This is a genomic window from Bradyrhizobium sp. PUT101, from assembly GCF_052043945.1.
Lineage (GTDB): Bacteria > Pseudomonadota > Alphaproteobacteria > Rhizobiales > Xanthobacteraceae > Bradyrhizobium.
In genome coordinates, this window is sequence record NZ_CP197207.1 from 4,978,834 (window position 1) to 4,987,500 (window position 8,667).

Sequence of the window (8,667 nt, forward strand, 5' to 3'; positions counted from 1 at the left end):
CGCCGGCGATCGTCGCCTGAAACGATAAGCCGCCCCGGAGAGAGCTATCTCTCCGGGGCGTTTTGCTTTGTCGATTTGCGCGTTGGGCGCGCTCCCTCTCCCGCTTGCTTGCGGGAGAGGTCGATGGCGCCGCAGCGATTCAACCTGAAGCCATCCCGCTCTAACCGACAGCAGACCCGGAGCCCGGTTCGGCCGGTCCAACCTCCTCGTCGTCCTCTTCCAGCTCGGACAGGATGTCCACCAGCTCGCGCACCCGTCCCTGCGCCAGCGGGCGCAAGTCGTTGATCATGGGCTCGTCATTGGCGAGCCAGGCCTGGGCTTCGGCGAGTTCCTCGACCGTCGCGCCGGTTCCGATGATCTGGGCAATGGTGACGTCGTCGGCCCGGTCCACGGCCTTGACGACATCGTCCCGTGAGAGGCGCGTCATGGGCGATCCTCCTGCTGGTCGGCTTCCGTCAGCTAACCGGAAACCCGCCTGCGGGTTCCGCGGCCAGGTCTTGGCCGGCGAATGCTACTTCTTCACCACCTTGTAGATCGCGTTCTCGACGTCCGAGCTGAAGTAGATGACGCCCGTTGCGCCGACCGCGACGCCTGTCGGAACGTGAGTCGGCAGGCCGCCGGGCGCGCCTGTCAGGCCGATCGGGAGGTTGGCGGCGATCTCGGTGACTTTGCCGCTGTCCGGTGCGATCTCGATCAGCCGCTTGGCGCCGACCTCCGCCACGATGAGCTTGCCGTCGCTCCCGCGCGCGATGCCTTCGGGCATTTTCAGGTCCTTGGCGATCACGGTCTTTTTGCCGTTCGTGTCGATCCGGGAGACGGCGCCGGCAAAGGCTTCGGTGAGATAGACCTCGCCGCCAGGTCCACCGTCGAGCCCGACCGGGCCCTCGAGGTCACCGATCAGCGTGGTGCGATCCTTGCCGTGCTCGCCACTCACCTTGACCAGCGATTTGGTGCCGAGCTCGGCCACGAGAATGCTGCCGTCCGCCAGCACGACCGCGTCATGCGGCGCCTTGAAGCCGTGCAGCATGTCGCGCGTTGCGCCGGTCTTGCCGTCGATCACCTGCACGGTGCCGGTGAACCAGCTCGACAGGACCACGTCGTTGCCCTTCGCCGTCGCGCTCATCGGATATTCGAGCGTGACGCCGGCGGCGTGCATACGCGCCTTTTCGGTGACCTCGCCGGTCGCACCGTCCACCGTGCGATAGGCGAACACGTCGGCGACGTGGATCGTGTCCCTGCCGTTCTCCGAGGTGACGCCGATGCCGCCGGGCAAAGCGAGCCTGCCGATGATGATCTGCCTGGCCTGGCCGGTCGCCGGATCGACCTCCTGGATGCCGTTGTCGGCCATGTTGGAGACGTAGATGCGGTCCTTGCCGTCGATGGCGAGATTGTCCAGGGATGGCTTCAGCTGCGCGACCATGGTCTTCGTGCCTGAGTCGGGGGCGACCCGGACGAGCTGGCCGAGCGCGGTGTCGACCACGAAGAGATTGCCCTTGGAATCGAAGTTCACGGCGGCCGGGACCTTGAAGCCGTCGGCGACGACGGTCAGCTCGGCCTTGTCGACGTCGATCCTTGCGACCTGGCCCTTGAACCAGAGCGGACCGTAGAGCTTGTCGTCGGGGCCGAACTCGAAGCCGTTGAGGCCGCCCATCTTCTCCATGATCTGGCGCGGCGGTTTGACGCCCTCGACATCGATCTCGTAGAGCGTGTCGCCGAGGAAGACGGTCGTGGCGTAGAGCCGGCCGTCCTTGCGGAAGGCCAGCGAGTTGATGCCGGGAAGGCCGCTGGCGAGCTTCTTGATCGGGCCGTCGCCCTTGCGCGCATAGAGATCGCCGGCGAGGAATCCGGTCCAGGCCATGGTGCCGTCGGGCGCGAACGCGATGTCGTCGGCCATTCCGACCGGTGCCGGGATTGCAACCTTGGCGCGACTGCCCGCAATGTCGACCTCGTAGAGCGCCGCGCCTGCAACGCTGCCGGCGAACAGATGGCCGGCCTTGTCGACTGCGAGCCCGTGCACGCCGTGGAATGCCGAGCCCGGGACGAGCTTGGTGACCTCCCAGTTTGCCGGCAAGGTCTCAGCCGATAGGCTCGTGGCGGACAACAGCGCAGCGACCAGGGCTGCGCAGGCGAGCCTGTTCTTCATGGCGAGACCTCCCTTTTTTGGAAAGTATTCGCCCTTCATGCCACTTTGGCAAACAAAACTTGACGTTGTGACGCCGCGAAGCGGCCTCGCGCGACGATGTCGAATTCGGATCGTGTTTGGAGATCCCGCCGGGCGGCGGATGCCCGACTTAGCGGTTGGTGACCTGCAATGGCCCGCCGGTCGCGTCCGACATGCGGGCGATGGCGGCGCCGCGGCCGCTCAACATGCCGTCGAGCCGGTCGCGCTCCTTCTCGAAGCTGGCCAGCATCGGGCCCTCGAGCGAACGGCCGCGCGGCAGCTTCACGCGCATCGGGTCGACGAAGCGGCCGTTGACCAGGATCTCGTAATGCACGTGCGGGCCGGTCGACAGGCCCGATGAGCCGACGAAGCCGATCACCTGGCCCTGCCGCACCTTCTTGCCGGGCTCCATGCCCTTGGCGAAGGCCGACATGTGGCCGTAGGCGGTCTCATAGCCGTTGGAATGCTTGATGCGGATGTACTTGCCGTAGCCGCCCTCGGGGCCGGCCTTCTCGATCATGCCGTTGCCGGAGGCGAAGATCGGCGTGCCGTAGGCGGTTGCCCAGTCGACGCCGGTGTGCATCTTCACGTAGCCCAGGATCGGGTGACGGCGGCCGCCGAAGCCGGAGCGCATGATGGCGTTGTTGACGGGCTTTCTGACCAGGAACTTCTTCGCGCTCTTGCCGGTCTCGTCGTAGTAATCGACGACGCCGTCGTCCGGGCTCTGGTAGCGGTAGTACTTCTTGGTCTCGCCGCCGACGGTGAGGGAGGCGAACAGCACCTCGTTCTTTTCGCTCGACGTCACGCCTTCGTCCTCGCCGGCGTAGAACACGTCGAAGGAATCTCCGGGCTGCACCTTGCGCTGGAAATCGACGTCGTAGGAGTAGATCTTGATCATGTCCTCGATGACGGGCATCGGCACCTTGTTGCGCATCGCCGTCTCGTAGATGCTCTGGTAGAGCCGCACGCCGCCGCCGTCATCCTCCTCATCGTCGTCGCTGTCGGCGTTGGCCGCGGCGTCGGCGACGGTGTTCATGCTGGAGACGTCGACCGCGACGTATCTGCCGAGATCGGACAGCGCCGCGACCGCCTCCACGATGGTGTCGTTTGCAACCACGACGCGATAGGGCTGGAGCCGGCCGCCGGGACTTGCGGGCGCCATCAGGATGCGGAGTTTCTCGCCTTCCTTGAGGCCGCCCTCGCGGCCGCGCGGGCCGAGCGTTGCGGTGATCGCCTTGATCTCGTCAGCCGTCGCGCCGAGATCGCGCAGCACAGAGCCGACGCTGTCGCCCTTCCTGACCAGATGGACACGCTCGCCGTTGGGATTGCCGCCGGTGATCTGCTCCTTGGTCTTGGGCAGCAGCGTGACGTTTTCCGGCACCACGCGCGTCTCGAAACCGGCATAGGGATCGGACGACGACGTCTCGGTGGCGTAGGCCATCTTGATGTCGGACGGGCCGGTCGTGCCGGAGACGTCGGCTGCGGCATTGGCGAGCGAGGCGTAGCGCACCCCGCCATTGCCGCGCCAGTTGGCGGCATCGCGGACCCGCATCAGGATGTCGTCGAGCGCCACCACTGCGGAAATCTTGGCCTTCGGCAGTACCGACGACAGGTCCTTGGTGACGAAGGACACCTCGGCGTCGGGCTCGACCGCCTCTGGATTGTTGGGATCGTCGGACGCCGTCTTCGGATCGGAGCCGACATCGGTGAGCAGGCGCTGGGCGTTGAACGGCGGGATCTTCGCCGACAGCTCGCTCGTCGTCATCGACAGGTTGCCGGCGATGCGGACAAAGGGGCGCACCCGCATCACGTCGCGGTTGCCGACGCGGGCGACCGTCGAGACGCGCACGATGTTGCGCGAGGCGGTGGATTCGCTCGGCGGCGGCAGGCGGTCGCTCTTGTGCAGCGTGGCGGCGCGATCGGCGGCGCCGAACGCTCCGCGCAACGCGCCTTCGACTCGCTCCGGCACCTTGGCGAACGTCATCTCGCCGTCGAGCGATGCGAAAACGGCGCCGCCGATCAGGGCCGCGCCGCAGAGTCCGGTCAGAATTGTCCCGCTGAACCATTGCACCGAGACGCGGCGGCGGTCGATCACGGCGGCTTCAGAACCATCGACGGACAGCGGCGGCTCGTGGCCGAGATCGATGATCCCGGTCTCACGCCCGTAGGTGCCGCGTGACGTCCTGTGGTTCAACCCAAGTCCCCCAATCAACGACCCAAGAAAGCCCGCTTCGAACCTTGTCCCTGGCCGCCCTCTTGAACGGGGATCGCCGGAAAAGGCAAGTCGCACAGGCGCCCGCGCTCAGAAAGCCCCGGAATAGGGCCGGCCGAAATTACGAACAACTGGACGGATGAAGCTCTCTCGATGTCTTTCGAACGTCGAAGGAAGGTTGCGTCATCTGCAAGATCGCCTTCCCCTGACCCCATGAAAATCGCCGGCAGCCCCCACGGCATCCCCGCGATTCAAGCTTGTCTCTTACCAGAACGCCGCGGGATTGTGGCTCAAGTACGGCGCCAAATATGGAAAAAACTTCCCCAAGATGCCGGCGCGAGGGGCGTCCCCGGAGAGGCGCCGCAAGCCGCCTCTGGGGCCCCTGCGGAGCCTCCAGGGGCTCAAACTTTTTTTCAGTTTTTTCTTCGCGCCGGGTCGGCCTGTTCGCTCTACGCCTCCGCAAGCCCTTGGAATCACGTGATTTTTCTGGACGATCCACTGTGCGACGATTTGTTGACGATGGGCGTTGACAATCCCGATCGGTGGGGACTATAACCCAACCACTGAGCGCGGCGCCGCCGGGTCACTGACCAAGGCGAGCGGACGCGCCACTGATGCTCCTCACCTTGTTGAGTGACACAACAATCGACACCAGTCGGTTGGAGTCATTCATCGTCGGTAAGGGTGTCGGAACCCTTCCACTCTGGAAGGTTGGGGCCTCCTGGTCCCGGGCTGTTTGACAAGTGAAGATGAAGAAAGAGAAACGTGGACGGCGGAGTCCTTGCGGGTCTCGCTTCTGGAAGGCTTCGGCTTTTCTGATCGAGACCGGACGAAAGACTTCGGCGGTACACGTTTTAAAGGAAACACCATCGTTGCCAGCGATGTGAATCGCGGGCAGCTCGGCGGCTTCGGTCGTCGGAAAAATGGTGGGACCTCGTCAAACGTTGTGATCAGCCGGTTCAAAGTTCAAGTCCAACTTGAGAGTTTGATCCTGGCTCAGAGCGAACGCTGGCGGCAGGCTTAACACATGCAAGTCGAGCGGGCGTAGCAATACGTCAGCGGCAGACGGGTGAGTAACGCGTGGGAACGTACCTTTTGGTTCGGAACAACACAGGGAAACTTGTGCTAATACCGGATAAGCCCTTACGGGGAAAGATTTATCGCCGAAAGATCGGCCCGCGTCTGATTAGCTAGTTGGTGAGGTAATGGCTCACCAAGGCGACGATCAGTAGCTGGTCTGAGAGGATGATCAGCCACATTGGGACTGAGACACGGCCCAAACTCCTACGGGAGGCAGCAGTGGGGAATATTGGACAATGGGGGCAACCCTGATCCAGCCATGCCGCGTGAGTGATGAAGGCCCTAGGGTTGTAAAGCTCTTTTGTGCGGGAAGATAATGACGGTACCGCAAGAATAAGCCCCGGCTAACTTCGTGCCAGCAGCCGCGGTAATACGAAGGGGGCTAGCGTTGCTCGGAATCACTGGGCGTAAAGGGTGCGTAGGCGGGTCTTTAAGTCAGGGGTGAAATCCTGGAGCTCAACTCCAGAACTGCCTTTGATACTGAAGATCTTGAGTTCGGGAGAGGTGAGTGGAACTGCGAGTGTAGAGGTGAAATTCGTAGATATTCGCAAGAACACCAGTGGCGAAGGCGGCTCACTGGCCCGATACTGACGCTGAGGCACGAAAGCGTGGGGAGCAAACAGGATTAGATACCCTGGTAGTCCACGCCGTAAACGATGAATGCCAGCCGTTAGTGGGTTTACTCACTAGTGGCGCAGCTAACGCTTTAAGCATTCCGCCTGGGGAGTACGGTCGCAAGATTAAAACTCAAAGGAATTGACGGGGGCCCGCACAAGCGGTGGAGCATGTGGTTTAATTCGACGCAACGCGCAGAACCTTACCAGCCCTTGACATGTCCAGGACCGGTCGCAGAGATGTGACCTTCTCTTCGGAGCCTGGAACACAGGTGCTGCATGGCTGTCGTCAGCTCGTGTCGTGAGATGTTGGGTTAAGTCCCGCAACGAGCGCAACCCCCGTCCTTAGTTGCTACCATTTAGTTGAGCACTCTAAGGAGACTGCCGGTGATAAGCCGCGAGGAAGGTGGGGATGACGTCAAGTCCTCATGGCCCTTACGGGCTGGGCTACACACGTGCTACAATGGCGGTGACAATGGGATGCTAAGGGGCGACCCTTCGCAAATCTCAAAAAGCCGTCTCAGTTCGGATTGGGCTCTGCAACTCGAGCCCATGAAGTTGGAATCGCTAGTAATCGTGGATCAGCACGCCACGGTGAATACGTTCCCGGGCCTTGTACACACCGCCCGTCACACCATGGGAGTTGGTTTTACCTGAAGACGGTGCGCTAACCCGCAAGGGAGGCAGCCGGCCACGGTAGGGTCAGCGACTGGGGTGAAGTCGTAACAAGGTAGCCGTAGGGGAACCTGCGGCTGGATCACCTCCTTTCTAAGGATGGTTCTTCAGAAGCTTGCTTCTATCGAACCGTTTTAGAAACATCAGTGGCCAACAGATCGCCAGATCGTTGAGCTGCATTGGCGGGATTTCGCCGTCTTCGTTTCTCTTTCTTCGCGGACGAACACGCGCTGGGGCTGCAGGCTTGCAGATCCCTGGTCCTTGACTGGATATGCGTTAGGGGCTTGTAGCTCAGTTGGTTAGAGCGCGCGCTTGATAAGCGTGAGGTCGGAAGTTCAAGTCTTCCCAGGCCCACCACACTCATCGAGTGAGCATTCGTCTTCTGGTTACGGGGCCATAGCTCAGCTGGGAGAGCGCGTGCTTTGCAAGCATGAGGTCGTCGGTTCGATCCCGTCTGGCTCCACCAGATGGTTTGATCACCGAGACCTGTGCCGTCGTCCGCGAAACATCACTTCGCACTTGCTAGTCCGGATGGACAGCAAGCTGCGTGATTTCTGACATCGTAAAGAGGAGATCGATCCGAGTTGGATCGTGCGGAGAATATCCGCGCGAGACTTCATTATCTCCGGATCATTTCGGCGCTCGCGCGCCTTTCAGTGTGGCTCACAAGGCTGCGCCCGAAAGACATGCGAGTTGTAAATGATCCTTTTAGCGAAGCTTGACCGCCTCGCTATCGGAACGATCTTACGAAGCAAGCTGGTCTTTCTAGTCAATGTCCGGCTGTACGTAGCGTTCATCGAGGGCGCGAGCCTTAGAGATTTCGGTCTCTTGGCAATCGTATAGACAACATTCTGCCGAGTGTGTGGACATTGATAATGAGAGCAATCAAGTGCCTTAAGGGTGTTCGGTGGATGCCTTGGCGCTGAGAGGCGATGAAGGACGTGCTACGCTGCGATAAGCCGTGGGGAGCTGCGAAGAAGCTTTGATCCGCGGATTTCCGAATGGGGAAACCCACCTTCGATAGCCGGAACTCCAAGACCTTAGGTTTTGGGGTTTGACCAGAAATGATCGGGACCATGACCGCAAGGTTTTGGATTTCCGGTTATCAAGAGAAGGTATGAGACTTCTGAATACATAGGAGGTTTCAAGCGAACCCAGGGAACTGAAACATCTAAGTACCTGGAGGAAAGGACATCAACAGAGACTCCGTTAGTAGTGGCGAGCGAACGCGGACCAGGCCAGTGATACATCAGAGACAATCGGAACCAGTCAGGAAAGCTGGGCCTTAGAGGGTGATAGCCCCGTACGAGTAATGCGATGATGTATCCACGAGTAAGGCGGGACACGTGCAATCCTGTCTGAACACGGGGGGACCACCCTCCAAGCCTAAGTACTCCTCAGCGACCGATAGCGAACTAGTACCGTGAGGGAAAGGTGAAAAGCACCCCGACGAGGGGAGTGAAATAGACCTGAAACCGGACACCTACAAACAGATGGAGCTCAAGATTCGTTCTGGGTGACATCGTACCTTTTGTATTATGGGCCAGCGACTTAATTTAACGAGCAAGCTTAAGCCGATAGGCGAAGGCGTAGCGAAAGCGAGTCTGAATAGGGCGTCAAGTTCGTTGTATTAGACCCGAAACCTAGTGATCTAGCCATGAGCAGGTTGAAGGTGAGGTAACACTCACTGGAGGACCGAACGGGTGCCTGTTGAAAAAGGCTCCGATGACTTGTGGTTAGGGGTGAAAGGCCAATCAAACTGGGAAATAGCTGGTTCTCCGCGAAAGATATTTAGGTATCGCCTCGGATGAATACCTCAGGGGGTAGAGCACTGGATGGGCTAGGGGGACTTACCGTCTTACCAAACCCAACCAAACTCCGAATACCTGAGAGTACTATCCGGGAGTCACACGGCGGGTGCTAAC

At 60.7% G+C, this 8,667-nt stretch carries 3 protein-coding genes, 2 tRNA genes and 2 rRNA genes (1 of these 7 only partly in view); 4 read left to right on the forward strand and 3 right to left on the reverse strand.

Translation table 11 applies throughout. The annotated features are described in order from the left end of the window. Positions 1-160 precede the first annotated feature (160 nt). The 3 genes from ACSHT2_RS23995 to ACSHT2_RS24005 all read right to left on the reverse strand — a co-directional run bounded on the left by ACSHT2_RS23995 (position 161) and on the right by ACSHT2_RS24005 (position 4,355). The gene (locus ACSHT2_RS23995) at positions 161-427 is read right to left on the reverse strand and encodes a hypothetical protein (RefSeq protein ID WP_028178879.1); all 267 of its coding nucleotides are present in this window, start codon (positions 425-427) and stop codon (positions 161-163) included. 84 nt (positions 428-511) lie between these two features. Further along, positions 512-2,143, reverse strand: a complete 1,632-nt coding sequence (locus tag ACSHT2_RS24000; RefSeq protein WP_440636941.1) for a hypothetical protein — start codon at positions 2,141-2,143, stop codon at positions 512-514. 148 nt (positions 2,144-2,291) lie between these two features. Further along, positions 2,292-4,355, reverse strand: coding sequence for a M23 family metallopeptidase (locus ACSHT2_RS24005; RefSeq protein WP_440636942.1), 2,064 nt, complete (start codon positions 4,353-4,355; stop codon positions 2,292-2,294). 991 nt (positions 4,356-5,346) lie between these two features. On the opposite strand from ACSHT2_RS24005, the gene ACSHT2_RS24010 reads away from it, so the two are divergent. The 4 genes from ACSHT2_RS24010 to ACSHT2_RS24025 form a co-directional block, all read left to right on the forward strand. After that, positions 5,347-6,835 (forward strand): 16S ribosomal RNA (locus tag ACSHT2_RS24010). A gap of 187 nt (positions 6,836-7,022) precedes the next feature. Next, a tRNA-Ile gene (locus ACSHT2_RS24015) sits at positions 7,023-7,099 on the forward strand. Positions 7,100-7,132: 33 nt separating this feature from the next. Beyond that, positions 7,133-7,208, forward strand: a tRNA-Ala gene (locus tag ACSHT2_RS24020). A gap of 417 nt (positions 7,209-7,625) precedes the next feature. Further along, positions 7,626-8,667: ribosomal RNA gene (locus tag ACSHT2_RS24025) — 23S ribosomal RNA — on the forward strand; it runs 1,804 nt beyond the window's last position. Together the 16S and 23S rRNA genes with 2 tRNA genes alongside form the textbook arrangement of a ribosomal RNA operon.

Bases quoted from the DNA above. Each gene is read 5' to 3' on its own strand.
- ACSHT2_RS24000 (WP_440636941.1), bottom strand. From the start codon at position 2,143: ATGAAGAACAGGCTCGCCTGCGCAGCCCTGGTCGCTGCGCTGTTGTCC.
- ACSHT2_RS23995 (WP_028178879.1), bottom strand. From the start codon at position 427: ATGACGCGCCTCTCACGGGACGATGTCGTCAAGGCCGTGGACCGGGCC.